Genomic DNA, 25,731 nt, shown 5'->3' with positions numbered 1-25,731 from the left:
TAAATCGTGTCAACTAAGCAGGATAATTATACTCATTTCATAAAGATTATTCAACTAGGAAAATCTTGTATTTATATATTATTTAGAAATTTTCCCTCAGTTAATCCCTAATGAGCTGAGGTAAATGAGGTTTTAAGAGAGTAGTTGTGGCTGAATTAGAAGTAATTAAAAGCAGGGATAATTTAAGATAGTGGTAAATACCAATGTCCACTAAAAGTATAATTCATACTCGTATTATACTGATAACAACCAGAAATATTTTAGTGTTGAGTATATTAATTGTGCGTGTTATTTCATAAATTTTGATATAAATTACTGGTTATAGAACTTAAACTAAAATTGCCATATACATATATGAGGAAATGCTATGGATCTTATTTCATTATTACCATAAGTAAAATCTCGTCTTAGTTTTACTCAGCATAGAAATTTCACTTAATTATTTCAATATATGTGAGTTTCACTAAAATAAAAAAGAAAATATTTAAATCGTGATTATTATATCAACATCTCCTATTGCTGCATAGAAATCTGGGAAGCAACCAATCTTAGCTTCTTCAATTAATGAACTTGCTAAATTCCTCATATAAGTACACTGGTCGCAGGCTTGTAAGTATATTCCTTTCTCGTAAAGTTCTCTTAGTCTTTCCGCAGTATCTGTTCCTTTAGTTAGCATATAAACGTTATCATTCACAAAGAATATTCCTTTAACTTTAGCATTATGCCTTCCTTCTTCTAGCTGGGGAATTATCATATTTACCAGAATGTACTGAGCTAGATTAGTTAGAGCGATATACGCGATCTTCTTCATTCTCTTATCCTCATAAAGACTTCATAAACTAAGTTTTTCACATCTTCAGTTACTTTATATCCCTTTATCTCGTAAAGTTTTTCTATTGCCTCCCTGTAGTTCTTAACTTCACCATTGCATATCCATTCACATATAGCTTCTAATGCAATTCTTGTAGTAAAGCAAGTTGGAGAAGAGTATCTTATATCGATTTTCCCTCCTTCTTTCTTCCAGTATAGTTTAACTATACCCTTTGGTGTTTTTATTAAATCTGTGTTATATCCTTCTATATTTCTTCCAGTATATTTTTGATTCATTAGGAAATCTAGTGCTGAAATTCTCTTCTTTGAGTTACAACAGTTATCAATTTTTTGCATTTAGGGTCACCCTAAATTCTATTTTAAAGTATAAAAGCTTTACTCTAATCATGAAGAGTGTGGAGATAGTGTCGTCATTAAGCTATTTATATTTGTATTACGAGTATTACTTATGGGTAGGAAGCCTGTATTTAGGCAAGATTTAGCTTGTCCCTCTTGTGGTAGTCATCACGTCGTTAAGTGCGGTAAGCCTCTTGGTAGGCAGAGGTTTCTGTGTAGGGATTGCGGTAAGTACTTTCTTGCAGACGCGGTTTATCACCACCACTCTAAGGAGGTGAGGGAGAAGGCTTTGAGGATGTATACTAATGGTATGAGTATGAGAGCTATTTCTAGGGTTCTTAACGTACCTCTGGGTACTGTTTTCACTTGGATTAAGCGTTATGGTAAGAGGAAATATGAGAAGCTAGTGGACTTGTGGAATAAGGCTAAAGAGCTGGTCAAGGGTAAGGTCGTTACTAAGGTTGTTGATGAGATGTGGACATACTTGTACAGAAACACTAGGGCTTTCTACAAGTGGGTATTCACTTGTTATGTGTACACTAGGCTAGGGTTATACATAATTTACTCTGTGGGTGATAGGGACGAGAATACTTTTCGTGAGGTCAAGGACTACGTGCCAGATGATGGTAGGTGGGTGAGTGATGATTACAACGTTTACTTTTGGTTAAAAAACCACACGGTAGTCTCACTTGTTAATCCCAACGAGGGGCTTCATTCCTCACTGAGGGATAGGCTTGTACGTTTCAAGAGGGCTACGAAGGCTGTTAACAGGAGTATAAATATGGTGAAGTATTCTATAGCACTAGTCTTGTGGGAGAGAAGGCTAATCCCAGAATTTGTAGCTTAATGACGACACTATCAGTGTGGACAACAATATTTTTAATTTGATATAAATTATATAGAATGTAAATTTAGTTTCAATTTATCGTTAGATCTCTTTACTGATAATAAAAGGCGTTATAATTGTAATCTCTATTAGAATTTTTACTGTGTAATTAAAGTGTTTAAAAGGAAGAGGGATTTAAGGTAATTTTGAATAAATTACAAATGAATGAAATTGTTGTCCACACTCGGTGAAGATATCGTAGAGAAGTTAATGGAAAATGTCTCATTTACTTTTCTCTCCGTTAAAATTAATGCCCTAACAACAGTAGCTATAAGAGTGGTTACAGCTGTAAGAAGTATTAAAATCTTGTTAATTTCCGTTAATGCCCCTAGAATAGGCGAAAATATAGCCGGTAATCCTGCAATTGTCATGAACCAACCTACGTTAGTGGCTTGTTTATTTTCTTCATCCTTTATTATTAAATACTGCCTAGAAACGTTTGAAAGAGGATAACCTATTCCCAAATCTATTATGAATCCAGAAGGTACAAGGATTGGAGAGAAGGTATATATCATGAGAATTGAAATGGATCTGATAACCCCTCCTATCATAATCCCCCTCTTCGGACCAATCTTAAGAACTAATCTTCCAGCAAAAACGGAAAGAGTGGAAGATAATACAGTAGAGGTCCCATAAAATATACCTATGGTGACTATAGAGTATCCAATTTGTCTAAATATAATTGGTAAAAAGAACATCCATGAAGCCGAGAAGAAAGTTGGTATAGCTGAAGTTAAGCCTAAAATTAGCGTATTCCTTGAAGGTAACACAATAAAAACTTATTTCGCAAATATTAAGCCTTTACGGTATAAGAATAATGAAATGAGGACGAAGCATAGTGTTTTTCATAGTAAATGCGAAGGGTAAATGACATTTATCGGCACAAAGCATATCTTGTCACCTCGATTATTTGGCTCACTTTTATATCTTAGGGTAAAACTTGTCCCTTACAACCATTATCAAAAAGACTAAAGTTCGACTATTCTAATTTATAATTCACTCTAGGTTAATATAATAGACCATTTCACAATATTTGAAAGCTTAAAGAGTTGTACGTATATGTTATGATTTAAATCTATATCTGAAAGTAACTAAATACTTTTTGTAACAACAACAGCGGTACCATATGCTATTATCTCATCCATATTTTGAGCCAATTCATTAGAATCGAACCTAACGCTAATTACAGCGTTTGCTCCTAGTGCTTTAGCTCTTTCAATCATTCTTTCTAAAGCTTGCATTCTCGCTTGTTCAGCCATTTCCACATACTCTTTAATCTCTCCTCCAATTAAACTTCTAAAAGAAGCTGCTATATTACCTCCCAGACCTCTAGATCTTACCGTTATTCCAATTACAACTCCTTTAACTTCAACTATCTTGTATCCAGGTAGCTCTTGGGCAGTGGTAATCAGAATATCACTTTCTCTGAAACTCATAAATATTATAAATATCTATATGAATTTAAAGTTTACTAAGATAGAAGATTAATATGTTATATTAGATAGATTTCTGTTTTTGTGATTCCTCAATTATATGGGTTTGATTTTCTATTAAATTATATTTTGAGGAAAGAGATGGATTTATTTTCTAAAGAACTTGTATTTTAAAAAGCAATAATGATATAGCTGGATCCCATTTAAATAAACGTTAATTTTCCTATTCGATTTCGGAATTCTCTCTAAAGACCTATGTTTTCTAGCTCATAAAACTGTGGGTATCTTTGCCTTATCCTTTGCAAAATCCACAAATTCATCTACAGCCATTCCTGCTAATTGTGAAGCACCCCTATAATCGCCTGTTTCCACATAATATTCTAGTGCTATTCTTATTTTTGTTGGTTGCGATTTTATGAAATCCCAATCAGCATACTTCCTCCTAATCTCCCTAGCCTCCTTAAACCTCTCAATCCACTCCTTCAACGCTTTCTCATCAATCATACATTCTAAATTAAACCATAACCACTTAAATCTTTAGATGAAAACTTGTGCCCAGTTTGCTTACTGTACTCCTCAATTTCATATTTTATATCCGTAATTAAACCTTTATTGTGAAGTTGAATTAGCACTTCTAATGCTCTCATTACTTTAACGTCCTTGTAATCTTTATAATAATTTACTAATGCTACTGCACCACCGTTTTCTGTAAGCACTGTATAACCTTCTACCTTACCTATTACTACACAATAAGCTTCAGGATAATCAACTGCTCTTATCGGAAGTCTTCTAGTCTCATAAACTAACCTTAAAGCTTCTTCCCTTATTTGTGGTAACTCAGGGTATATTGCAAGATTATTATTTTCTAAACCTTGAGCTATCCATAAGAGGGTTCTTTCATTTCTTACTTCATTAAACACTGAGTCCGGTAGATATATGAGGTCAAAAAGTTTGAAAATTAGATCACGTTTCGAATATCTAACCCAATCTATTAAAAATGAAGTATCTGCAACTGCAATCATACGCTAGGTATCCTCGCTTTTATTCTAAGCTCATTAAAGTCCTCCATTGCCATACCCGCTAATCTTGAGGCATTATATAAGTCTCCCGTCTCTATATAATATTCTAGTGCTATTCTTATTTTTGTTGGTTGCGATTTTATGAAATCCCAATCAGCATACTTCCTCCTAATCTCCCTAGCCTCCTTAAACCTCTCAATCCACTCCTTCAACGCTTTCTCATCAATCATACATTCTAAATTAAACCATAACCACTTAAATCTTTAGTGATAAGTTTTTCTTCAGTGCCTAATGCGGAATGAACCATAATAAATTAAGGAAAATGCATGTTTAGGACAAGTTCTATATATGTTTCCGTACATTACTAATAGCCATTATAAATATTCATTTGACACATAGGACTTATAGGAAAATCGTTACATTTTTACATACGTTAAAAATATATAGAAAGACCATTTTACTAACTGAAAATTTATTTCTTGTAAACAATAAAGCTAATAATTAAAATTTAGAAATATTTATTAGTTCATGAGCAAATATTATGATTATTTATAGAGGATATTTCCTTAAACTACTAAATACTCATAAGCTTGAACCACCAGATCCTAAGTAATTGATAATTCTGGTGCTCCCTAATAATTTTTCATCATAAATCTTCAGTAAATTATTCTTAAAAAAGATATTGATATGCACTAAACAGATAGGAGATTATTCATAGAACAAATCCTAAATGATATTACAGCACTCTAAAAATAGAAAATCTGGTTATGCCTGTTTTTCTTTATATATCTTCACTATATTTTGTAGAATTTCCTCAATATTATTCACATTAGAATACTTTTTCTTAATATCTTCGAGTTGCATTTTATGTTCCGTAAAGTGTTTAATTAATACGTCATTAACTATTTCAGAGAGAGTAGAGATATCAAGATTATACTTATTTTTTAGCTCGTCAATAACTTCATCTACTGTGCATGTCTTTTTAGAGTTTAAGGATATTTTACCAGATTTAAAATTCCAGCTCATATGAATAACTAACCGAGAAAGTAAATAAACTATAGCTTATTAGCTAAAAATATAAGCTAGAAAAATCATATTATAACCAATGGCTTACACTCCTTATGGAGGATACCCACCACCACAACAGCCACCAGGCGGTTATCCGCCACCCTATGGACAATCGCCCTACGGACAGCCGTCATCAATATTTATGTGCGAACAAAATATGGGATTAGGCGGACAGCAACAAATGGTACCATTACAATATCCAGTAAATTTACAATATGTTGTCCAACAAGTCCAAATGTACTTAATGGGTCAAGGTTTTAACGTTTTTCCCTTCGTAGGTCAGAATATGGCTGTTATTCAAGCACAACATAATAGTTTACTAGGAATGTTAACTGATAAAAACGTGAGTTACACAATAAGAATTTGCCAAGGCAATATGGGTGGACAATGGGTTGCTGTAGTGGAAACTGGAATAACTAATTTAATGCAAGATTTACTAACTTTAGCTGGTGTTGGTGGCGGAACTTTTCTTTTAGGTGATGAAGTTCTCCACAACAAACTAGTAGAACTATTGGGTGGCGGTCTTACAGCATATGATGCTTACAATCTTTATAAAGACTATGCTAATGAGCAACAATTAATTAACACCGTGATGATGGCTCTAATGAGTGCGCCTCCACTTTATCAAACTGGGATGTACCCACAACAACCAGGAATGTATCAGCAGGGTGGGATGTATCAACAACCCGGAATGTACCCACAACCGGGATATCAACCTAATCCTTATATGCAACCTACTAATCCTGCATATCCTGCACAACAACCTCAACAACAACAAAAACCAGTTATACCTCAGCCACAACAACAAGTAAAGAAGATAAAATGTTGGAAATGTGGTGAAGAAGTTGATGCTGATGCAAAATTCTGTCCTTATTGTGGTGCATCATTAACTCCAGTAAAATGTCCCAAATGCGGTTACGTAAATCAAGCTGGAGCAAAGTTCTGTTCTAATTGTGGCTATCAACTTACACAAGCCCAGACACAGTAAGTTATGCATATACTTGCTTTAGATAGTTAAGGTATTGATTTGTAAAATTTCCCGTAACGTAGTAATGTCTAACCACTATAGTATTTATACTACTTATTATATTTACAGTGAGCAAAACGGTCATATTTACCCAACTTTCGTTAACTATCTGATCAGCAACGGAATTAGGTATGTTGACATCTATCTTCTCGGAGGCAGAAGTTGTGTAGATACAAAAGGATTTAGAAATATTGTAAACTTTACCCATAATTTCAATACCAGTAACGTTTATAATGTAGTAACAATCAAAGGGTTTTTTAACATTAACATTTAACGTAAAGCAGATGAGATCGTAAAGGTATCGTGGGTTCTCAACCTTTATCCTTATACTAACGAAATAAGGATAAAAATAACTTACAGCGATAAGTGAAAGCAGTACTAGGATCAGAATTGCTGGAACAATAAGAAGCTTATCCATAAGATAAGTGATGAGAGAATGTTAATAAAGTTCTTCAGAAGTGTATAATAATAGTCTTATAGTTGCAAAGGGCTAAAGATGTTAAAAGTAAACTCATAATGTAAGCGATGAGATAAGCTTTATACTGACTAATACAACTTACCCTTAGCATTTACTATGAAAAGACCATAGCTTTAAATAGGTACGATAAATCTCAAGACTTTACAACATGTTTTTCTTCATTTAAAACCTCACAACCAAGTATTGACTCACTATAATCCTTTATAATCCTCATAGCCACTTTTATTAACTCTGCAACATTATCACTTGCAATAGAATACAAAGAATACTTTCCGTCTTTTCTCACCTTAACAATCCCACAGTTCCTTAAACAAGATAAATGGTGAGAAATTAGAGACTGAGACTTTTTCAGATCCTTACTGATCTCATCTACAGTTAACTCTCCTTTTTCTAGAAGTAAAAGTGTTATACTTAATCTAGTCCTATCTGACAAAGCAGAGAACAGTCTTTCCAATTCAGTTAGTAAAGGCTCCACAAGTATAATTCTGAGTTGAAGTTTTAAAAATGTTTGTATGAACATCTGTTCATATGATAAACTTAAATATTTTAAAACAAAGAGTATTATGAACGAGAATGAAATTCAGAATAAATACCTCAGAACTAAAATGCGAATACTGTGGAGGAGAACTAACAGAAGACAATATTTATGTTAGAGTAATAAATGGCAAAGAACATTATTTCTGTTGTTCACATTGTGCTGATAAATATGAACAGAGGATTAAAATGTGACTGAAATGAGATTGGTAATTGTAGGTAATGGGGCAGCAGCATTTGCAGCATTAATAAGGGCTAACGAACTTGGAGTTAAACCAGTAATGATTAGTCACGGAATTATAGGTGGAACTTGCGTTAATGTAGGTTGTGTGCCCTCAAAAAGAATGTTAAGAATAGGTGAAGTTTACGATTACACAAGAAAAACTTTAGGAAAAGATGTATACCCAGATTTTTTCAAAGCATTTGAAGATAAACAAGAAATAGTTGAGACTTTAAGAAAAGAAAAATATATAGATGTTTTATCCTCATATGACGTAGAATATGTGGAGGGAAAAGCACACTTTGTCTCCCCTAAGGAAGTAAAGGTTAATGGTAAAATAATTGAGGGAGATAAGTTCATAATTGCGACGGGTTCTTCTCCTCAAATACCGGATATACCGGGGCTGAAAGAACTCGGTTATTGGACGAATGTAGAAGCTTTATCACCAAACAGAAAAATCTCCTCGCTGGCTGTTATTGGTGGAAGAGCTTTAGCATTAGAGTTTGCACAGATGTACAAAAGGCTAGGAGTAGATGTTTTAATACTTCAAAGAAGTAAGATAATAATACCCAATTGGGAACCAGAAATTTCAATTGCAGTTCAAAACTACTTGTCAAAAGAAGAGGGCATATATATTGTTACTGACGTTAAAATTAAAGAAATTAAAAAAGGAGATGAAGGAGGGAAAATAATAGTAACTGATAAAGGTGAAGCAGAAGTAGACGAAATTTTAGTTGCAACCGGAAGAAGACCTAATGTAGACTTAAACTTAGATGTAGCGGGAGTAAAGCTAAACGAGAAAGGGGGAATATTAGTTAATGAAACACTTCAAACAACAAACCCCAATATCTACGCTGCTGGAGATGTAATCGGAGATTTAATGCTTGAATCTTTAGCCGGTAAAGAAGGTTCAGTAGCTGCTGAAAATGCTATATTAAACTCTGGTAAAAAGATAGACAGACTTAGTATACCACAAGTAATATTCATAGAACCTAACGTTGCAAGAGTAGGGCTTACTTATCTCGAGGCACAGCGTGAATACTCAGTTGAATCAAGAGTAGTTAAGATGAGTAGTGTTGCTAAAGCCAGAATATTAAGGGAGCCCCAAGGATTAATAAAAATGAATGTGGATAAAAATACAAAGAAAATACTGGGAGTACAGATGTTTGGAAAGTATGCTGCTGAAGTAATAAATGAGGCTGCATTAGCAATTAGATTAAGGGCAACGATAGACGATATAATAGATACTGTTCACGTATTCCCTACAATGGCTGAAAGCTTAAAACTAGCTGCAATGTCGTTCTACAGAGATGTGGATAAAATGAGCTGTTGTGTTGACTAAGGAAAAATTTTAATTAATTTTAAAACATTTATGAGAATACTATCTCATGAATAATATATTTCTTATCAAGACTTTTATATTAGTAATTAGAATAATATATCGTAGAAAATTAATATTACATACAAGTATTAAGAAGTTTAAAACTTAATTTGCCTACATTGTTAGCTTATATTTGTAGTTATGCTATTTGTAAAAAAGCAAGAAGATTATTATGTGTTTATTGATATAGAAAATTCTAAATTAGTGACCAATCTAATATTTTCATTAAGCAATCACATAAGTATTTTGGCCGGACTCTGGAATATAATAAATTAATGGATATTGATAATTTCCTTGTGGATAGTACCACAATATCCCTGAAATTTGAGATGGAGGATTACTGGTAGGCCATACAAAATACCAATAGCCTATATCATATAAAAGATTTTTCGAGTTTACTATAGTCTCGTTGAAGATAAGAGTATTATTGTAAAATGGCCCATTTTTCAGCATTATTTTGGAAACATTATAAAATGAACCTAGACCATTACTCGATTGAGCTGAGACCAGAAAGGCTTGAGAAATTGCATCTGCCAGAGTAGAAGATCCAAATTTTACCGATATATTATATCCATTTAGCTGAGTGTAACTTGGTAAATTAGTATAATTCAGAATTTTACCATTAGAATACAATGTTATGTTAAAAGATTTAGAATTTCCAGTAATAGCTCCGTAGCTAATGTTAATAAAGTACCATTGATTAAGATTTAGATTACATAAAAATGTTTGGGAACTTTGAGAGGATGATAATAAAGTTGAATATACATATAGCTTCTCGTTCTGTTGAAATATCATTAAGCTTACATTATTCCCATTTGTTGCTACAAACGACAAATTAAGTATTAAGGCTTTAATAGATGAGTTAGCTATTGGTTTAAACCACAATCCAAATCCAATGGCCTTTTGTGATGTTACAAAATGGGGGGCATTTGCATTCTGTAATGCCTTACTGTAAGAGTTGTAATTACCAGTTGATGAGACTACATAAAGTCCAACACCTTGATCGAACGGATTTAGATATGTGTACCCAAGCCTATACCACTTTCCTTGATAATAGTATAATATCCAGACAACTATAATTTGATTTAAGTTCAATTTAGCTGATAGGATATAAGTCGTGTTGGAAGAAACGTTAAAAGCTGAAAGTGATGAAACTTTTCCTAACAAAATTCCTTCTTGAGGTAAATATATATTGTTTGAAATAGTAAATGAATTTAAGGGTTTGTAGCCATTTTGCGATGAGTAGAATAGGGATGCGTTCTGTGTCTGGTTGGGTATATAATAGTATAGTAAGGAATAATTCATAGGTGAAACCACAAAAGGTAGTACTACAACTTTTGTAACGGGCACACTAACCCATATTAAGTAACTAACGTTGAAATCGTTTCCTTTACTATTATAGAAGTAAGCTAAATTAGATACCTCAATCTGAAGATATTTAGATACTGTTATCACGTTTCCTTGAGTTGATACAGAATACTGCACATTAGAAAAATAAAAACTATAAAGTGAGAATACACCAAGTGATAAGGCTATAGTGATAACCACTAACAGTAAAGCTATAATTGCATTGTTCACAATACTATAATCTTAGAAAGATTTATTAAATTTTTTTCTAATATTAATACATGCCAAATGAAATTGTAAGCGAGATGATTCTAATAATTGCAGTAGTTATTATAGGTCTTGTTATATCGGGCTTTACAATTTCATATTTAATTCCTCAAGTAGCCTTCACTAACGCCCAAAATCAAGCTAGTAACATAGCTCAATCTTCATCTCTCTCAGTGGGTCCGTTACTTATCAGTGGTAGTACAGGGAGCGCGGTAGTAATATACAATAACCCGTCAATAACAGGCTATGTATATGTGATAGCCTTTGCTGAGCCCTCCTATTTACAACCTTCAGTAGGAGTAGTAACGCCAACCTCAAATCCGTCATTTGCAGTTTATTTACAAAATGGTAAACTAGCTAATCAGATAACCATTAACTCTCCCATTTACGATGTAAGCGGTAAGATTTTGTATAGTAGTCCTATTACAGCTTATCAGGTACCCTTTAATACTCCAGCAACTATAGTAATAAATAATATTCAAAATAACGATATTTTAGTAATTTGGATTATATATAATTCAGGTGGTTATTGGTTTAGAGTAAGTTTTACTTTTACGGGTGTTCCCTCATGAGGAGAGGTATATCTGTAGCAATAGCACTGATAATTGCTTTACTCCTACTTATTGTATTTTTAATTCCCGTATTTATACTATTTAATGAAAAGCCGATTTATAGTACTCAAGGTCAATTCCAGGGCAGTGCTTATATTCAGCAACAACAGTATCAGAATAACCAAGTGTATAGGGGGAATCCAAACATTTATTACAATTCCAGTACAACTCCGTCCCTAGTGTTTTACTTTAACTCACTTCCTTCATTATTTAATATAACCCAAATATATTATTATAACGGCAGTATATGGGTTCCAGTATTACATGGCAACTTGGTAGTTTCTGGGAATACAAAATTACCATTGCCGGAGAAAGCATTTAACGATCCCATTATATTAGTTACATCTTTAGGAAACGTCTATTTCTTAGATCCTAATACATCAATAACAACAGTAACCGTTTCAGGTCCTACGGGTAAAATCCCGATTTACATAACAGCATTCGTAATAAACGGGAGTAAAACAATACCAGTCTCAATTCAGGTTATATTTGGAACTAATCCTCCAACTTTAACACCAACATTATGTTACGTAAATCCGGGTACATATACTATATCAAATAAGAACGGATCAACAATATTTTTATCCGGCTATGGACTAACTGCAACATTTCAAGACTGGACAATAGTTGGTGATGGAACTCTAAATTCACAATCACCACAATCAGTTACACTCACAGCCTATGGCCCTGTTGTAATAACAGCAGTATATAAAGCACAACTAACTAAATTTACTGTTACTATCATGCCTAAAGGCATACCGTTAGGTAGTAAAGTACAGAATAACGGGGCAACGTTAACATCACTGAATTTAACAATACCAGTATTAATAGATAATAAACTATATAATATTCCAGCTAGTGGTGCAACTTTACAACTAACTTATGGTTATCATATAATTCAATTTCCTATAACATATAATATTACGTTTAACTACACGTACTCTAGAACGACTATCTACGCTGGTGAAATAAATACTTATCAATTAACTGGGCTTTCGACGAGTTCAAACAACATACAAGTTGTAAATAAAAACGAAATATTTGTGAATAGTAGTGGGACTGTCTACGGTAATTATCAAGTAAGCCAAGTTTATTACCTTGTTATCGTGAAAAATAATTTCTATTTACCCAACGGTGTAACTTTGGTTTCTAATACCTCACCTATTCTTGGAGATCTTGCTGGACAACTCATTCAGATAAATAACACATATGATTGGGGACCAACTTCTAATTACATGCCTCAAAAATTCTATGTGCCAGCAAATAGTAAATTCAAAGTGACTTACGATTATTTGAGCCAGTCGCCTATTGGAACTTATAAATTACTACTGCAATTACCACTGCTAGGTATATCTCAAACTTATGTATCATTGTTATCATATCCGCAATGTATAACTGTAAATTACGCTAATGGGAATACTCAAACAATATATATTGGACAAAATGGCTATCCAAATGGCAATTCTTATTTTACCGTATCAATGCCAGTGACTATTATTAATTATGAAGAATGGGAATATGGTGGTACTACATCTCCAGGTGGGGGACTATGAGGAAGAAAGCCTTATCTAATGTAATTTCAGTTATAATCGTATTAATTATAATATTAGTTATATTCGTACCACTCCTTATATACTATAACTCTTCTCTTAGTTCCAGTGTAGTTTCTCAGCAAATAGTTAACAATTATATTTATCTTAGGAACTTACAAGTTAATCAGGTTATTACGGGGCATCCAGCATTTTACTACAACGGTAGTAGTATACTTGTGGTCTATAGTAACGGAACATTCGTACCCCCTTCGAATGTAACTATAACTAGTATATTATATTTAAATCAGAACGGTGTGTGGCAAAATATAACTAGCTTAAAATATCCCATAAAGTTAAACCAGTCAGAAGTACTTTTGTTACCAACTTATGTTCAGAATAGCCCAATTATTATAGTAACCTCTTTAGGTAACATCTTCTTTTTACAGCCTAATTCAAGTATAGGACCCGTATCCTTTAACGGAAAAGCCGGTGTTACAATATTAGCTCAAATATATACTAAAAATGGTCCTATAGGAGTTAGTACAAACATAACTACTAATATTATGGGAACTTTAACAAACTATACTACTCCTATAGTATTTCCAAACAGAACTGGTACATTTGTAGTAAGAGCCCCTCAGTACGTGTATTATCAGAATTCTAAAGGTCAAATAATTACTGGTGTGTTTTATAACTGGATAAAATTAGGAAGTGCTACAATAAACAGTACAACAACTCAAGGGATTAAGGTTACTTTATCTGGTAGTCCTTTAGTACTTATAGCTAACTATACACAAATTACAGCACAAGTTACCGTTACTCTTGAATCAAATTACCCAGGGTATGTTAACGTAATAGTAGATGGTAATTCTCAAACTTTTATTGAAACTAAAACAGTTCAAGTGCCTGCAGGGTTCATTAATATCACAGTATTAACAATTCAAGGAAATTATACTTCTCAAACTTCAAGCGGAATTATAAGACATTATATTTACTCAAATACCACAATACAATATGGTACGCAATCATCAGTTTATAAAGCAACATCCCTATTAGCTTTCATACCACTGAATACTAATCCTGTAGTATCAATAAACTATAAGAACAACTACAATTACTATAATGTCAGATTAATTGCATATTATAATAAATATAACGATAACGTAAGTATTGGGAATGTAGAATATGAGTACGGTACTTCACCCTTTATTATTGGAGGTAACTATACCTTTGTTCCGATAGGCACTTTTACTGGCTACTCTACTTATGGCGCGGTTGAAGTAATATTCCAATACTCCAACGGTACCTGTAAATACTACTTCCCTAATATTCCAGGATATGTAATAATAAATCAACCAATGACAATAACGGTTTATTATGGTACTGAGTTATATTGGCAGCCTCTAACTTAATTTTGGTGTTTATTAATGAAGGCACAATCAACGTTTATCGGGTTTTTAATTGCTATCGTAATAATAGCATTAATACTAATTCCTACTTTTCTATTGATTTTAGATTACTCGAAACCTAGTACACAACCCTATAATCTAGTTCAAGTGGCAGAAAATCAAATTAACGGCGGCACCATTATCATTTATTTTAATTCTACCCCTACTCACTCATATTTAATAGTACCTAAGGCTATTAGCTATGCAAAAATGGTTGGTGTTTTTTCATTGAACAAAGGGCAAATTCTTAATATAACGAGTCAAGTTAATGCGATTAAATTTACACCGAACGGATATCAAATTGTCGGAAATCTACCCTCCCCTCTAATTTATAATTTTACACTTCCCAATAATGTTTGGAATACTACACTAATTCTACAACTCACATATTATAATGTAACTATATTCGCCACAATATATCCTAATGAAACTGCTTTTAGCTCATAATTTTTTATAATAGCAGTTATTTTACTTTAACATAACTTAAAAGTTTTCATCAAACATAGAGCATCTCCTAAACGAATTTCAATGAACCGGAGAAATTCTTATATAGACACTACACGCTACTGCCTCTAACAAACCTACGGGGATAACGAGTCCAGTGCGTCTTCCACGTCAGTATGGGAATCTCTTTTTTCGTGTAAAAAATGAGATGAACAAAATTCAAAAAAAATCTAGTGAACACTAATTTTTGATAAAAGTTTGTATATTAGAGGGCGGACCTAAACATATGAGACACAAGAACCAAACCAAGCGGACTAAATCCTACAACAGGGACTTCGTCCGGTCCGCCCTCAAACTAATCTACACCTTTCTAGCTAATATACTTTTCCCCGAAGAACTCCTCAAAGCCTTACTCAAGGCAAGAGGAATCTACTTGAGTAGGCTTGGGAATGAGGGGAGGAGAGCATTAAAGCTCTTGAACAATATTGACGTTGATGATATTAGAAAGGCATTAAGGGAGATGGGAAAGAAAGTCTTGAGGGAGACTAGGAATAGGAGAGTTGCTATTGACCTCCATTCCCAACCACAGTACCACAAGGATAAGAGTTTATTGATTAAGCCCACTAACTTCTTGGGGTCTCGTTCAAATTGCAATTTTCCTCTTGAGTATTTTCCTTGATGTTTTACCTATAACTGTGAAAAATATTGCTAAAGATTTTGAAATGGTTTATGCAATTTTGGGGGAGTTGGACAAGTTTGATCTTAGGCTTGTTTATGGTGATAGTTTGCGGTGGATGAGGTTATTCTCTTGGATTTTGTTATTACCGCTAAGTATCAGATGTATAGGAAGTATGAGGACAAGTTGGGGGATGTTGATATTATTTATTGTGAGGTTACTGGTTTTTAGGCATGTTAGTGGTGCTTATCTTGTTATTTTGAGGAAGGGGGATAATAAGAAGGGTGAGGAGGATGGTATGATTATAGCTTTTCTTGTGGGGTTGATGTTAGGACTGCTGTTGTTTTGGCTGAGGAGGGGTGGTGGGGTGTTGAGAATGCTTTTCGTTCGCTAGAGGAGTTTAGGGTTAGGACTTGTGATGTTAGGAAGGAGTTGGTTCTTATCCTCCTCTGTTATTTGGTTCGTTCTTTGGGTGGGTTGTGGGAGTCTTGTCAGTCTCTCATTGATTTCCTGCCTTAAGGAGATGAGGGAAGTTGTTTCACAGGGTTTTACCTCAAGTTGTGGAGTTGTTTTTTCAAATCTCAGCTGACTCTATGTAACCCTTTTTAACCACGTGAAATTAATTCAATATTTCATGTTTTTCTAATAAAAATTGATTTAATTATACTCTATATCATAAAATATATATGGTTTTATTTGAATGTTACTGGTTTTGCTCAATTTTGGCTAATGTTATTATTTATCTCAGAAAAAAGAGACTCCAATACTGACGAATAAAGTCTCTAATACCCAGCTTAGCATGTTTGACCCAATACACCTTGGAAAGAATTAGGTTCCTAACACTGAAATTTAAATAAAGATTTATATAGCAATTTTTATCTTTAAAAAAGATTATACTATCTTACTTTCGTATATATTTCTATAATACATTTTATTAAATAGTAACTGTGAGATACCGAAAAGTGCTATAATCCATACCACTAGTACTAGAAATCCAGTTAGAACCGAGAAAACTTCGCTAGCTGGAAGAGTTGTTGCACTAATAAGTGCATTCATATAAATCTTATGTCCATAATATCCTTCCGTTAATAAATACTCTATATCTGCAAACGGTGAACCGTATATTAGGTTACCCAAGTTAAGATATAGTGCAGCAAACCCAAATAAGTACCCTAAAATTAACGGGATAAAATTAACTGCTTGGCTCGTAGCCGGATTAAAACCTAAGTATTTAATCACCATCAATTCAAGGAACAAAGAGAAAGAAATAAAGAAAAGACCCGCAAATAAGCTAGATACCACTATTAAGGGTATGTTTGCCGGTCTCATTTGGAGACCGAAGTGCTGGGAGAAAAATAGGTCTACTACTGCTAGGAGTATTAAGCTATAAACTACAGATGTGACTACACCAGCGATAGTTAGCCCAAATATATAGTCGTAAGCCTTCATTTTACTATATCTTAAAAGATATGGGATGGAACCAGTATGATAGGCTATACTGTATGATAATGAAACACCAATAGATGAGAAGGAGAGAAGGACAAGTAATCCGTACCAGCTAGAAGTATAGAATTCGTAATCCTCAATAGGCAGATGCGAAGGTATAGAGGCACTTTCCACAAATGCACCTAAAGCTGCCCAAAATAGCATAAAAAGCAATCCCCAGCCTACTAAAGTTGGATTAGTTAATAGCCTTTTGGTGAGGTAGATTTGTAGTCTCATATCTAGTGATAGGTGGTTTAATCATATATTTGCTCTAATTAGTTCAGAAACTGAACCAACAATTTATCTTATAACTGCCTCATTATATACATTACATTAATGATTCAACTAAAAAATGTAGGAATTACCTTATCAGGGAAGGGGTACGAAAGATTTAGCTTAGAGAACATAAACTTAGAGGTAAATGGAGAGAAAGTAATCATATTAGGACCTAACGGAAGTGGCAAAACTACCCTATTAAGGGCTATTTCTGGCTTACTTCCTTATTCTGGAAATATATTTATAAACGGGATGGAGGTCAGAAAAATAAGGAATTATATTAGATACTCTACAAACTTGCCTGAGGCTTACGAAATAGGTGTAACTGTGAACGATATAGTTTACCTTTACGAGGAACTCAAAGGTTTAGACAGAGACTTATTCTTAGAAATGCTTAAGGCTCTAAAACTTGGAGAAGAGATCCTAAGAAGGAAACTTTATAAGCTTTCTGCGGGGCAGTCAGTTTTAGTTAGGACTTCATTAGCGTTGGCCTCTCAGCCAGAAATAGTGGGTTTAGATGAACCGTTTGAGAATGTAGATGCTGCCAGAAGGCATGTGATATCCAGGTATATAAAGGAGTACGGTAAAGAGGGGATTTTAGTAACGCATGAACTTGACATGTTAAACTTATATAAAGAATACAAGGCTTACTTTTTAGTTGGCAATAGGCTACAAGGTCCTATAAGTGTCTCAGAGCTGTTAGAGAGTTCTATAGTAGAAGGTGAAAGAAATGACGCTTTACTGGTACTTGACATTATGGATAAGAAAGTATCTATAGTTAAGGGAGATTTGGGGATGAAGTTTGGTGCTTTAGGTTCCTTAAACAGAATTTACGGTATAATTGGTGCTTAAAGGTGCAACTTAATGAAGCAAACGATTCAAGAGGCAGAAGAACTTGCTAAGCGGATACTAAAACATAAAATAAGAAAGACGTTAGGTATATACTATATTTTTTGGTCTACTTATATAGTATCTATAGGTATATTATATTCTATACCTAACTTACAATTCTTGTCAACCTATTTGTTCATCTCAATATTATTTGTATACTTAACTTATACGTCGATATTATTCTACAAGGCATATAGAGTAAGAGAGATCTTAGAGCCTCCGGAATATAAATCTAAGTATATCCTTTTCACGGCAATATTATTTATTATTATTGGAGTATGGATATACACTCTTACTATATTTAATTATTTCTCTTACTATATTGTTAGTATTGTAATATATACTGCAATAGTCTCAGAACAAATCTTCCAGATAGCCAGAGATACTGGAAAAGTTAGATATTACGATTATATTGCTATAATCACGTTCATAGCGTCTATGATGCTAGGATCGTTAAATTATCATTTATATTACCTCTACTTCTTCCCTTGGATATATGCGGGAGTAAAGTCAATTATTGAAAGTTATGAGGTGGCTAAAGATGAGCAGTGATGAAAGAGAGCTCAAGGAACTGATGGAATTATTAAATAGTAAAGCTTTTTCCAACTCTGCAAGATTAGGAATAATGATTGCCTTGCACTATGAGAAAAAAATGAGTTTTAGTGAATTACTTAGTTTTAGTTCATTACCTAAAAGTTCACTTTCATTTCACTTACAAATTTTAGAAGATGAAGGTCTTATAAAAGTATATAAAGTATTTACTATAAGTGGAATTAGAACTGAAATAAGAATCACTGATAAAGGAGAAGAGTTAATAAAGAAGTATCTTAATTATGTTAAGAATCTGAAAGAAAAAGAGAAATAGAATTCTTATAGTATAATATAGAGTCATTTTAAAATTAAGTAGATTAACACTTAAAGGAAAATCGATAAAATTTCATAATTCATGTAATCTATTCTATTATTATTTATTTCTTCTTCAGTAAAGTGATACATGATCTACTAAAGACATAAAAATTTTATTATCTAATCATAATTTTAAAAATTTATTGAGTCCTAAGTTCTTCAGTAAAATGCTTAACAGATATTATCTATAGCACGAAGTAGACTATATCATTATTGTCTTATCACTTCTATTATAACCCTATAGGCATTTTTCCATAACACTTCCTCTTCATGTCCCTCAATTGCTTTTGCTAATTCCTTAATTCTTAGTATATTTTCGAAATCCTTGGGCGTTTCTTTAATTCCCAAAAAATCGGTTCCTATTGCTACATATTCCCATCCGTAACTTTCTCCAATATACTTTATACTTTCAACCATTCCTTGAATTGTAGGTTCTTTAAGGGTATAAGGAATTGCAGTAATTCCAATTACTCCTCTTGTTTTTACAACTAACTCTATTTCTTCATCGTCTAAATTTCTATTATGATCCTTTAATTTCTTCACATTTGTGTGAGAAACGATTACTGGCTTCTTAGATATTGATGCCACATCAACTACTGTCCTTTTACCCGCGTGAGCTAGATCGATAAGTATTCCCAATTCATTAGCTAACTTAACTACCTCTTCGCCCTCACCAGTTAAACCATAATCTTTTTTGGAAAAACATGATGATGCAAACTTATTATCATAATTCCACGTTAAACCGATATTGTAAACGTGGAGTTCTTTCAGTATATATAAATCTTCATAAGATCTCAAAGAATCCAAGCCTTCTAATGAAAGGAGAAACTTAATCCCAGGTTTATTAAAGTCATCTATACTTCTTATTATTCTCACGTGACCTTTTTTCTCTAAATCATAATAGAATTTTATCTGATCTAGAAGAAGTTCTAAAGAAAAACCTTTAGATGCGTGAGGAAATATTGATGCAAAAATTATCGCATCAAATTCTTTTAGTAATTTAATACTTGATTGAATGTCACCGTTTATCACGTCAATACCAACTTGATCTGAATACGCAAAATCTTCATGCAAATCTATTATTCTCATATATTAATGAAGGAAGAAGAAAATAATTAATCTTCCCCTTCTCCAGAAATAGGCGAGACAAACTGTAAGTATAAGCCTAAATCATTAACTATCTGTGTAGGAGTTAAGTTTTCATTTGATGAACCGTATATGTAAGCTGTAACTTCGACCTCTTTATCTGTAATAGTTACGTTAGCTGAAGTAATGTTTAAGTTCAAGGACACAGTTTTACCATCATCAAAATATAGCAATACGTATAATGAGGAGAAGTTTACTTTAGGCTTTATTCCTATAATGTAAATTCCAGGCTTATCGACCTTCAAATGGAATTTGACTTTGAACGAGAACGAGTATGTTTGATTTGATATAGTTGTAGTTGTTTGAGTTACTGATGTGGTATTTTGTTTAGGAGTTGTAGTTTGCGTTGTCGTAGTTATTATCTGGACACCGGTTAAATTTAAAGGAACTTGACTAACTGGTTTTGATGACTGATGAAGGGCAGTGTAAAGCTCGATTCCTAACACTACATTTACAATTAATGTCACTATAAGTAAACTTATTAGTAAAGATTGTCTTACCATATGTATAATCTATCTTAATTATTTCATTTAAACATTAGTTCCATTTCAGAATGAAACATGGTGAAACGCTAAGCTAATAAACCTCTGACCAAAAGGTTTTCTTGTGCTAAAATTTCTATTGATTACCCTCATTATCTTAATTTCGCTCACTATCCTCACAAAAGGAGACAGCGGTATAATTAATATTTATTATAACGGCACAATAGTAGCTGAACTCCATAATGTGAGTGAGTTTAACCTTATAGGTGATTACGCTGGTGGTCTAAAAGTTATAGGTGGGGAATACAACTTATCTGATGGACATTTATTTTTGAGAGGAAATGGTACAGTTTATGTATATTATAGGGCAATTTTACCAAAAGGAGTTATACAAATTCAAGAAAATAAGAACTTTACTATAAACATATATCTACCTACAAACTCAACTATAACTTACGTAACACCATAACCTTATAGTTTTACTGCTGTAAACGGACTTTATAATATAACTTTTGTTAACGTTTCTAAGGTTATATTACTCTATATAGAAACTACACCTTCACAAAAAAGTGAAAACATGGAGCACCAGCTTATTATATTGCTTTTAATCGCAGATATCGTTCTAATATCTCTCATAGTTTACTTCTTCTTGAGACGAAGGAAGGAAGCAAGAAAAGTAGAATCAGCAGAGGAAGAAAATGCAGAATTAGTTACTGATGTTTTAGACGAAAGAGATAAGCTTGTACTTAATGCATTAAAAGACGGTTCTTTCACTTTAGCTGAGATTATAAGAAAAACCGGTTTGCCTAAAGCAACCGCTTATAGAAGGTTAAAAAAATTGGTTAAACTTGGTTATGTGGAGGAAGTTAGAGAGAGGGGTAAAATTAGGTATGTGTTAAAGAAAAAAGATTAGAAAAATACCTTGTGTCCAGATGTCGCTATAATTACTAGGTCTATTAGAACTTCTATTGAAACACCTACTATTAATCCTATTGTTATTAACTTTGTATCGATCCAGTATTCTGTTACATTTTCTTCTTCTTTTTCTACTGCTTCCATCGAGTTAATACCCGAAAATGCTTCTTTTAAGAGACACGTTTCGAAAAGCCTGCTTTTTTGAAGTTTCAAGAATAACGAAAAAGTTTCGAATATATTGAAACGTCGAAACATATAGAATTTCGTCGTAATGAAATTGTATCTTTTAAGGATGAAACGTGCAGCTTATTTTAGCCATGAACAAACCACTACTACTAGGCCTATCCCTAGCAATACTAGCAATAAGCGGACTAGTAATAGCTGCACAAATGTATGGAACGTTAGCAACAATATCATATAATGTAATAAGTAATAACTCTAGCAATCAACAAATCCAAGTAATTCCTATAGATTTTAATTTAGGTAACATAACTGCTGGGCAAAGCGGAAGCCTTAATGGATCTACAACGGTATATATACCTTCCAACGGTACTTATGACTTAGAATTAAAAGAGGATGTACTAGACAATGTATTTTCTCAATTTATAGCAACTATTACTATTGGAAATCATACTATAACCCTACAATTACATGAAAATAATGATTATAAAATATATTTAACTGCTGGAAAATATACTGTTACTGTAAAAATAACATACACAGTATCTCAGAATCCAGAGGCTAAATCAGTAAGTAATGCACCTCTTCTAGTGCTAAAATATGAAGAAGAGAACAGTGAAGGGAACTCCTGAATGCAAATGAAAAGGTAAAATTTTATTTTTTACTTTTTTCTCATCTTAGGTCCAATGGAGATATTCTTTTACCGTATTTATCTATATATTTGAGAATCCTTTCCTTCTGTTGTTCTAATTCTGCTATAACTTCTTTTGGAGCCAGGATTTCCTTATATAATTTGAGAATCCTTTCATTTTTCTCTAAATACTTGTCAAGTTTAAGAGTAAACTGCTTCTCATAATCTTCTATCGTATATTCTTTATTTAACATCTCCCTAAATAATGTCTTTAAATCTTCATAATAGGGAACTAGCCCAATAGGTGTATAAATTACATCTACACTTCCCTCAACCCTTTTTACAGCCCATTTTATCCAAACCCTTTTGTCTTCTTTTGAATTAAGAAACCTATTCCCCTCTTTAAGAAAATAATTAAACCCGAAAATTCTAGGAACTTTTTTAAGTTTTTTACAAAATTCTAGATAATTTCCTAAATATTCTCCTAAATGAATTGGCATAAAATCTAGTATAGCCATAGGATTAAACTCATATTCGTCTCCTTTTCCTATCACAGCACTAGTCCTTGCTGATTCCATTGATGCACCAATAGTTACAATTCCATGAGAACAAGAAAAAGCTTCAACAACCGGAATTAGCGTATCATAATCTCTTACACCAAATATTATTCCCTCGATTTCGACCCCATCTGGATTATCGTAATTTTCATCAAGGTTCTTAAAAGCTGTTAAAGGTACTGTAAACCTTGCATTCGGATGAGATGCAGGTTTATTCATGTCATTACTCCAAAAACCTTCATAATTTATCCCCCTTTCCGGTCTCTTATCATCACTACCTTCCCAATATACATAACCGTCCTCTGTCATTAATACATTTGAAAATATCACCTCATTAGGCTTATGCAAAACTTCCCATATTATAGGATCGTCCTTAGAGTTAATCCCTTGAATTATCCCAAATACGCCTATCTCCGGATTAACAGCTCTAGCTACTCCATTAATCTCCCTTATAAAGGCAAGGTCATCACTTATTAGTTTCCCCATCATAGACGTTGATGTCTTTCCGCTACCAGATGGAAAAGAAGCCGTAAAATAATGAGTTCCTTTATCACCTTCAAAGCCTATAATCGCCATATGTTCTGATAACCAACCCTCTTTTACAGCCTTAGCAATAGTTAATCTTAACGCTAATTTCTTCAACCCAACGCTATTGCCAGCATAAGTTGTGTTTACGCTATAAACAGTATCTTCCTTAAGATCTATCATAATTCTCCTCTTTTTTATATCCAACTCCCCTTTTGAATGAACGAATTTCAAAAATTGCTTATTTCCTTTAAAATCATCAAAATCGAGTCTATAAAGAATGTTCTCACTATGAATTACATAGGGCGAATCTGATATTTGAATAGCTAAATGCTGAAAAATTGAATTTTTAGGACCTAATGAGTAAAATCCCACATACATCTCCCTTCCTTTCATTGAGTCCTTTAACAGAGAGAGAACCTCTCTTATTCCATCTTCCCTCTTTTTAGTATTTACAAACGGAATTTTATCATCAGTAAGTATAAATGTATCATCTCTAGCTCTAGCCTGGTCTAAGGGGTGATCAAAATGTATTGTATGCCCTAAAGTTTTTAACGGTAATTCTTCTTTTGTTTCTATTGCTTTTCTTCGTATATACTCTTTGTCTTCTTCTGAGGTAACTAGATATATTGATGAGGGATTGCATAATTCAGCAGTTTTTTCAATAAATTCCTCTACATACGAATTATTTAATATTTCTATTTTTTTAATCATTTTATCTGAAACTAACAAGTTTAAAAAATTAAAACTTGATCTCATAATATACATATTGTATTAAATGATATAAATCTTTCTAACTAACACGTTTAATTAGGCTTAAAGTACAATGTTATAAGAAGTAGCGCCCAATACTGATATACCTTGTTTGATACTAAGCCCATTTATTGATAAGGAGCGTAATAATAATTTATATAAACAACGGAACTTGCCATAGATAGATTAAAAAATCTATAGGACATATCTAATTATATTCCATAGAATTAAAATAGATAGAACTAATAAAGAATAAAAAATTAACCTTACAGTTCTCGACAATAGACATAGCTACAAATCATTTATGATTTAGCTAGAGAAAATCACGAAGGTAATTGAAAGCAATAAGATTACTCTTTTCTTATCTTCCAGCTATCATTATAAATTTTAGCATTGAAAATTAACATGGATCTTATGATTAAAGTGATTGATGCTCACGTTCATTATCATATTTTTGCCGGAAAAATACCAGCTCATTGTAAGGAGTTTTTAGAATATGCTAAAGGAACAAAGTATACGTTAAAGAATGAATATGTTGAGCTTGAAAAAATTATTTTGGTTCCTTCTCATCCTTGCCACAGTGATGAATGTTCAGATGGTTTTTACATTGATTATGAAGAAAGAAGAAAAAATCCCGATCTTTATTTGCAATGGGGTGAGGTGAATCCACTAACATGTAACGTTAAGGAAGAGTTAGAAAAACAGTACTCTTTGGGTATAATAGGCATAAAACTTCATCCAGTACATAAGGGATTTAAACCTAATGCTTATAGGGAAGAAGAAGGCGGATTAAAGAGTTTACTCTTCGTCTACGAATTTGCTGAAGACCATGACTTACCAATTATGTTCCATACGGGAACTAGTATAGGTGTTGGAAGCAGGAATAAATACGCTGATCCTATTTATATAGACGATGTTGCTAAAGATTTTCCTAAATTAAAAATACTCTTAGCCCATGCTGGAAGGCCATTATGGTATGAAACAGCATTCTATCTAGTTAAGTCTCTAAATAACGTATACTTAGAAATTTCATCGATACCTCCAAAGAATTTATTGAAATTATTGCCAAGAATAAATGAGATTTCTAAAAAAGTTATTTATGGTAGTGATTTCCCTGCATTTAAGGGTCAAGATTTAGCTGATTATGCTTTTCAGGTTTACAGTATTCTGAAAGACGAAAAGATAATGAGAGATAACGCTAAAAGAATATTGAAAATTTAGTGTTTTATCATTTAACAAATTACTATCACAATTTGCTGAAATCGTGGAGAACTACATTGTCTGAATTTTTAACATTTCACGGAAAACTTAATATTTAATAGTTTTTAAAAAGAACTCTTGTTTTAAGTATAGGTTTCTATCTTGAAAAGGTTAAATATTATTTTTATCCTTGAATAAGAAGTAAATATTAACGTAACTGTTTATAGGAATTATACATTTGCTTAT

General features: G+C 32.9%; 31 protein-coding genes and 1 pseudogene. 16 read left to right on the top strand and 16 right to left on the bottom strand.

Annotation, left to right across the window (positions count from 1 at the left end):
* Positions 1 to 484 precede the first annotated feature (484 nt).
* Positions 485 to 811 (bottom strand): DsrE family protein, encoded by a 327-nt coding sequence (locus STK_RS06010; RefSeq protein ID WP_010979097.1) that lies wholly within the window; start codon positions 809 to 811, stop codon positions 485 to 487.
* The gene (locus STK_RS06005; RefSeq protein WP_010979096.1) at positions 808 to 1,167 is read right to left on the bottom strand and encodes a hypothetical protein; all 360 of its coding nucleotides are present in this window, start codon (positions 1,165 to 1,167) and stop codon (positions 808 to 810) included. Before STK_RS06005 ends, STK_RS06010 begins: the two co-directional genes overlap by 4 nt.
* Before the next feature lie 112 nt (positions 1,168 to 1,279).
* On the opposite strand from STK_RS06005, the gene STK_RS06000 reads away from it, so the two are divergent.
* The gene (locus STK_RS06000; RefSeq protein WP_010979095.1) at positions 1,280 to 2,014 is read left to right on the top strand and encodes an IS1 family transposase; all 735 of its coding nucleotides are present in this window, start codon (positions 1,280 to 1,282) and stop codon (positions 2,012 to 2,014) included.
* 194 nt (positions 2,015 to 2,208) lie between these two features.
* Here STK_RS06000 and STK_RS05995 read toward each other — a convergent pair whose 3' ends face one another.
* From STK_RS05995 to STK_RS05970, 6 genes are all read right to left on the bottom strand, one after another.
* Positions 2,209 to 2,823, bottom strand: coding sequence for an MFS transporter (locus STK_RS05995; RefSeq protein WP_010979094.1), 615 nt, complete (start codon positions 2,821 to 2,823; stop codon positions 2,209 to 2,211).
* A 321-nt stretch (positions 2,824 to 3,144) separates the two neighbouring features.
* Positions 3,145 to 3,489, bottom strand: coding sequence for a YbjQ family protein (locus STK_RS05990; protein ID WP_010979093.1), 345 nt, complete (start codon positions 3,487 to 3,489; stop codon positions 3,145 to 3,147).
* A gap of 264 nt (positions 3,490 to 3,753) precedes the next feature.
* Positions 3,754 to 3,990 (bottom strand): hypothetical protein, encoded by a 237-nt coding sequence (locus STK_RS05985; protein ID WP_052846475.1) that lies wholly within the window; start codon positions 3,988 to 3,990, stop codon positions 3,754 to 3,756.
* Between the two features lie 5 nt (positions 3,991 to 3,995).
* Entirely contained in the window at positions 3,996 to 4,508 is a 513-nt protein-coding gene (locus tag STK_RS05980) for a DNA-binding protein (protein ID WP_010979092.1), read from the bottom strand.
* Positions 4,505 to 4,735, bottom strand: a complete 231-nt coding sequence (locus STK_RS05975) for a hypothetical protein (RefSeq protein ID WP_052846474.1) — start codon at positions 4,733 to 4,735, stop codon at positions 4,505 to 4,507. Before STK_RS05975 ends, STK_RS05980 begins: the two co-directional genes overlap by 4 nt.
* A gap of 535 nt (positions 4,736 to 5,270) precedes the next feature.
* Positions 5,271 to 5,531: a hypothetical protein gene (locus STK_RS05970; protein WP_010979091.1), complete on the bottom strand. Its 261-nt coding sequence runs from the start codon at positions 5,529 to 5,531 to the stop codon at positions 5,271 to 5,273.
* A 79-nt stretch (positions 5,532 to 5,610) separates the two neighbouring features.
* Here STK_RS05970 and STK_RS15865 point away from each other — a divergent pair, with 79 nt between their 5' ends.
* The gene (locus STK_RS15865; protein WP_010979090.1) at positions 5,611 to 6,561 is read left to right on the top strand and encodes a zinc ribbon domain-containing protein; all 951 of its coding nucleotides are present in this window, start codon (positions 5,611 to 5,613) and stop codon (positions 6,559 to 6,561) included.
* Position 6,562: 1 nt separating this feature from the next.
* Here the strand turns inward: STK_RS15865 and STK_RS05960 are convergent, their stop codons facing one another.
* Positions 6,563 to 7,018 (bottom strand): hypothetical protein, encoded by a 456-nt coding sequence (locus tag STK_RS05960; RefSeq protein ID WP_010979089.1) that lies wholly within the window; start codon positions 7,016 to 7,018, stop codon positions 6,563 to 6,565.
* A 193-nt stretch (positions 7,019 to 7,211) separates the two neighbouring features.
* Positions 7,212 to 7,553, bottom strand: a complete 342-nt coding sequence (locus tag STK_RS05955) for an ArsR/SmtB family transcription factor (protein WP_052846473.1) — start codon at positions 7,551 to 7,553, stop codon at positions 7,212 to 7,214.
* A 98-nt stretch (positions 7,554 to 7,651) separates the two neighbouring features.
* Here STK_RS05955 and STK_RS05950 point away from each other — a divergent pair, with 98 nt between their 5' ends.
* Positions 7,652 to 7,807: a TRASH domain-containing protein gene (locus tag STK_RS05950; RefSeq protein WP_052846472.1), complete on the top strand. Its 156-nt coding sequence runs from the start codon at positions 7,652 to 7,654 to the stop codon at positions 7,805 to 7,807.
* Positions 7,808 to 7,812: 5 nt separating this feature from the next.
* Entirely contained in the window at positions 7,813 to 9,174 is a 1,362-nt protein-coding gene (gene merA, locus STK_RS05945; RefSeq protein ID WP_052846936.1) for a mercury(II) reductase, read from the top strand.
* A gap of 264 nt (positions 9,175 to 9,438) precedes the next feature.
* On the opposite strand, the gene STK_RS05940 is transcribed toward merA, so the two are convergent.
* Positions 9,439 to 10,791 carry a hypothetical protein gene (locus STK_RS05940; protein WP_010979086.1) on the bottom strand — a complete coding sequence of 451 codons (1,353 nt, stop codon included), beginning with the start codon at positions 10,789 to 10,791 and terminating at the stop codon, positions 9,439 to 9,441.
* Between the two features lie 50 nt (positions 10,792 to 10,841).
* On the opposite strand from STK_RS05940, the gene STK_RS05935 reads away from it, so the two are divergent.
* From STK_RS05935 to STK_RS05915, 5 genes and pseudogenes are all read left to right on the top strand, one after another.
* Positions 10,842 to 11,399: a hypothetical protein gene (locus STK_RS05935; RefSeq protein WP_010979085.1), complete on the top strand. Its 558-nt coding sequence runs from the start codon at positions 10,842 to 10,844 to the stop codon at positions 11,397 to 11,399.
* Positions 11,396 to 12,991, top strand: a complete 1,596-nt coding sequence (locus STK_RS05930) for a hypothetical protein (RefSeq protein ID WP_010979084.1) — start codon at positions 11,396 to 11,398, stop codon at positions 12,989 to 12,991. The genes STK_RS05935 and STK_RS05930 overlap by 4 nt, the downstream gene beginning before the upstream one ends.
* Positions 12,949 to 14,382, top strand: coding sequence for a hypothetical protein (locus STK_RS05925; RefSeq protein ID WP_010979083.1), 1,434 nt, complete (start codon positions 12,949 to 12,951; stop codon positions 14,380 to 14,382). The genes STK_RS05930 and STK_RS05925 overlap by 43 nt, the downstream gene beginning before the upstream one ends.
* Before the next feature lie 15 nt (positions 14,383 to 14,397).
* The gene (locus STK_RS05920) at positions 14,398 to 14,865 is read left to right on the top strand and encodes a hypothetical protein (protein ID WP_010979082.1); all 468 of its coding nucleotides are present in this window, start codon (positions 14,398 to 14,400) and stop codon (positions 14,863 to 14,865) included.
* Positions 14,866 to 15,148: 283 nt separating this feature from the next.
* Positions 15,149 to 16,137, top strand: a pseudogene (locus STK_RS05915) (ISH3 family transposase).
* 292 nt (positions 16,138 to 16,429) lie between these two features.
* Here the strand turns inward: STK_RS05915 and STK_RS05910 are convergent.
* A complete protein-coding gene (locus STK_RS05910; protein WP_010979078.1) occupies positions 16,430 to 17,260 on the bottom strand; it encodes a hypothetical protein in 831 nt (276 codons plus the stop codon).
* A 99-nt stretch (positions 17,261 to 17,359) separates the two neighbouring features.
* Here STK_RS05910 and STK_RS05905 point away from each other — a divergent pair, with 99 nt between their 5' ends.
* The 3 genes from STK_RS05905 to STK_RS05895 are packed head-to-tail and all read left to right on the top strand — an operon-like array spanning position 17,360 to position 19,055.
* Positions 17,360 to 18,151, top strand: coding sequence for an ATP-binding cassette domain-containing protein (locus tag STK_RS05905; protein ID WP_010979077.1), 792 nt, complete (start codon positions 17,360 to 17,362; stop codon positions 18,149 to 18,151).
* Between the two features lie 12 nt (positions 18,152 to 18,163).
* Positions 18,164 to 18,742: a hypothetical protein gene (locus STK_RS05900; RefSeq protein WP_010979076.1), complete on the top strand. Its 579-nt coding sequence runs from the start codon at positions 18,164 to 18,166 to the stop codon at positions 18,740 to 18,742.
* Positions 18,732 to 19,055 (top strand): transcriptional regulator, encoded by a 324-nt coding sequence (locus STK_RS05895; protein ID WP_052846470.1) that lies wholly within the window; start codon positions 18,732 to 18,734, stop codon positions 19,053 to 19,055. The genes STK_RS05900 and STK_RS05895 overlap by 11 nt, the downstream gene beginning before the upstream one ends.
* A gap of 251 nt (positions 19,056 to 19,306) precedes the next feature.
* Here STK_RS05895 and STK_RS05890 read toward each other — a convergent pair whose 3' ends face one another.
* Together STK_RS05890 and STK_RS05885 are read right to left on the bottom strand one after the other, a co-directional pair.
* Positions 19,307 to 20,185 carry a dipeptidase gene (locus STK_RS05890; protein WP_010979074.1) on the bottom strand — a complete coding sequence of 293 codons (879 nt, stop codon included), beginning with the start codon at positions 20,183 to 20,185 and terminating at the stop codon, positions 19,307 to 19,309.
* 26 nt (positions 20,186 to 20,211) lie between these two features.
* Positions 20,212 to 20,745 (bottom strand): hypothetical protein, encoded by a 534-nt coding sequence (locus tag STK_RS05885; protein ID WP_010979073.1) that lies wholly within the window; start codon positions 20,743 to 20,745, stop codon positions 20,212 to 20,214.
* A gap of 103 nt (positions 20,746 to 20,848) precedes the next feature.
* Between STK_RS05885 and STK_RS15640 the strand changes: the two genes are divergently transcribed.
* Together STK_RS15640 and STK_RS15635 are read left to right on the top strand one after the other, a co-directional pair.
* Positions 20,849 to 21,193 (top strand): hypothetical protein, encoded by a 345-nt coding sequence (locus STK_RS15640; RefSeq protein ID WP_010979072.1) that lies wholly within the window; start codon positions 20,849 to 20,851, stop codon positions 21,191 to 21,193.
* Between the two features lie 108 nt (positions 21,194 to 21,301).
* Complete coding sequence (locus tag STK_RS15635; protein WP_010979071.1) at positions 21,302 to 21,637, top strand: helix-turn-helix transcriptional regulator; 336 nt, start codon at positions 21,302 to 21,304, stop codon at positions 21,635 to 21,637.
* On the opposite strand, the gene STK_RS15205 is transcribed toward STK_RS15635, so the two are convergent.
* Positions 21,634 to 21,783 carry a hypothetical protein gene (locus tag STK_RS15205; protein ID WP_198429759.1) on the bottom strand — a complete coding sequence of 50 codons (150 nt, stop codon included), beginning with the start codon at positions 21,781 to 21,783 and terminating at the stop codon, positions 21,634 to 21,636. The genes STK_RS15635 and STK_RS15205 overlap by 4 nt on opposite strands.
* Positions 21,784 to 21,938: 155 nt before the next feature.
* Between STK_RS15205 and STK_RS05875 the strand changes: the two genes are divergently transcribed.
* The gene (locus STK_RS05875; RefSeq protein ID WP_010979070.1) at positions 21,939 to 22,451 is read left to right on the top strand and encodes a hypothetical protein; all 513 of its coding nucleotides are present in this window, start codon (positions 21,939 to 21,941) and stop codon (positions 22,449 to 22,451) included.
* Positions 22,452 to 22,491: 40 nt separating this feature from the next.
* Here the strand turns inward: STK_RS05875 and STK_RS05870 are convergent, their stop codons facing one another.
* Complete coding sequence (locus STK_RS05870) at positions 22,492 to 24,291, bottom strand: phosphoenolpyruvate carboxykinase (GTP) (RefSeq protein ID WP_052846469.1); 1,800 nt, start codon at positions 24,289 to 24,291, stop codon at positions 22,492 to 22,494.
* Between the two features lie 408 nt (positions 24,292 to 24,699).
* On the opposite strand from STK_RS05870, the gene STK_RS05865 reads away from it, so the two are divergent.
* The gene (locus tag STK_RS05865; RefSeq protein ID WP_052846468.1) at positions 24,700 to 25,506 is read left to right on the top strand and encodes an amidohydrolase family protein; all 807 of its coding nucleotides are present in this window, start codon (positions 24,700 to 24,702) and stop codon (positions 25,504 to 25,506) included.
* Positions 25,507 to 25,731: the final 225 nt, after the last annotated feature.

The sequence above is a fragment of the Sulfurisphaera tokodaii str. 7 genome (assembly GCF_000011205.1).
In the GTDB taxonomy this organism is placed as follows: domain Archaea; phylum Thermoproteota; class Thermoprotei_A; order Sulfolobales; family Sulfolobaceae; genus Sulfurisphaera; species Sulfurisphaera tokodaii.
This window is presented reverse-complemented; position numbering and strand designations above follow the sequence as displayed.